Origin of the sequence: Pandoraea horticolens (assembly GCF_902459555.1) — a bacterium.
Lineage (GTDB): Bacteria > Pseudomonadota > Gammaproteobacteria > Burkholderiales > Burkholderiaceae > Pandoraea > Pandoraea horticolens.
This window is the reverse complement of record NZ_CABPSM010000049.1, coordinates 1-1,730: the sequence shown is the minus strand read 5'-3', so window position 1 is coordinate 1,730 and position 1,730 is coordinate 1. Positions and strand designations below refer to the sequence as shown.

General features: G+C 60.8%; 1 pseudogene. It reads right to left on the bottom strand.

Going from position 1 to position 1,730, the window contains the following annotated elements:
• Nucleotides 1-754: 754 nt before the first annotated feature.
• Nucleotides 755-1,539 (bottom strand): annotated as a pseudogene (istB, locus tag PHO31112_RS26965) (IS21-like element helper ATPase IstB).
• Nucleotides 1,540-1,730 lie beyond the last annotated feature (191 nt).

Below are 1,730 nucleotides of genomic sequence, written 5' to 3'. Positions count from 1 at the left end.
CGGAGGTGAAACCGTCGAGTCATTCGGACGAATCGTTGGGCACGCCGAGCCTCGCCCCAATTTTTCGGGGCGACCGGCCCCGACCGCCCCGTCCATCACCCAAGAGCGTCTGCTCGGCACCGGCGACGAGCAATTTTTCCAAGCTGCTATTAGACGACGTGTGTCTGAAGGCGGGGGGGGGGATTTCCCTGGCTCGTCGTCACACGGACTTTCTCCATACGCAAGTGAGGGCATTGACCCGGGAACTTGGTATAGACGGGAACTTCGAGAAGGTCGCATCACCTGGGACGAGAACCAGCCGCCCGGAATTGCGGCAACCTGGACCGGTCGCACCGGTGACAATGTATTCCAGCGACTGCAAACCAAAAGTGTCTTGGGTAGGCTCGGTTTTCGGCGGATGGGTGATAGAGATTGGGCCCTGCCAATCCAAAATACATCGCACCATGGGATGCTAAACAGAACAGGAATGCGACTGTACTACGAAGGTTTCGACGTAATAGATCCTGTTTCGGTGCCAATGGGTCCTCTGGGACGAAGCACCTTGGCGGAACGCTGGTTTGAGCAATGGGCCAATCGTTTACGTACCCTTGGATATTGAAGCGATCAACGAGGTTCTGTCGCGATAAGCCGATCGGGGAGACGTCGCATCGTTGGGCGCTGAAGGTCCTGCCGGGGCTGGCTGTCAACGTCGGCTGAATCCTGACCCACCTTTCGGCAAGTCGCCGAAGTAAATCTGACCCACCTGGACACCGTGTCACGCGGCTGCCTTCGCGCTTGCCCGCGGGGTCTGTCCTGCTTTGCGTTTGTCCTTCAGTCGGTAGCTCTCGCCGGCGATCTGCACGATGTGCGCATGGTGCAGAAGCCGGTCGAGCATCGCGGCCGTCAGCGTCTGGTCGTCAGCGAACGCTGTGGCCCACTGTGTGAACGGCAGGTTGCTCGTCAGCACGATGGCGCCACGCTCGTAGCGCTTGGCGACGACGTTAAAGAACAGATTGGCCTCCTCACGGCCGAACGGCAGGTAGCCGGTCGCATCGATGACCAGCAGCTTCGGCCCGACCACCGCCCGGTTGAAGAACTCCCTCAGCCGGTTCTGCTGCCGGGCCGTGGCCAGTTGCATCTCAGGTCAGCGGCCGTGGTGAAGCGCGTCTTGATGCCCGCCTGGGTCGCCCGATAGGCCAGCGCGCCGGCGATATGGGTCTTGCACACGCCGGACGGGCCAAGCAGCACCACGTTCTCGGCCCGCTCGATGAACGCGAGACCGGCGAGCTCCTGGATTTGCGCGCGGGGCGCACCGCTGGCGAAGCCGAAGTCGTATTGCTCCAGCGTCTTGATGCTTGGCAGCGAAACCATCTTGGTCAACGTCTGGCGCTTGCGTTCCTCGCGCGCCTCCCGTTCGCTCAGCAACACTTGCTCGAGGAAGTCGGCGTGACTGGCATCGGCGTTGGCGGCATTCTGGGCCAGCATGCTCCAGTCGCTACCGACACGGTCGAGCTTCAACTGAGCGCACAGCCCGGCAATTCGTTCATGCTGGAGATTCACGCGGCCACCTCCAGCAGGGCGTCATAGGGGGCAACTCACGAAACGGAAAAAAACGTAATGTAATGGACTCCACCCACCCCAGACGCTTCGGCATACTCGGTCGAGTCGGGTGACCAGCGGCGTCAAACCCGCCTGAGACGGAGAATCCATCATGAATTGCGTAGCTACCGTGATTGGCCTGGATATTTCGA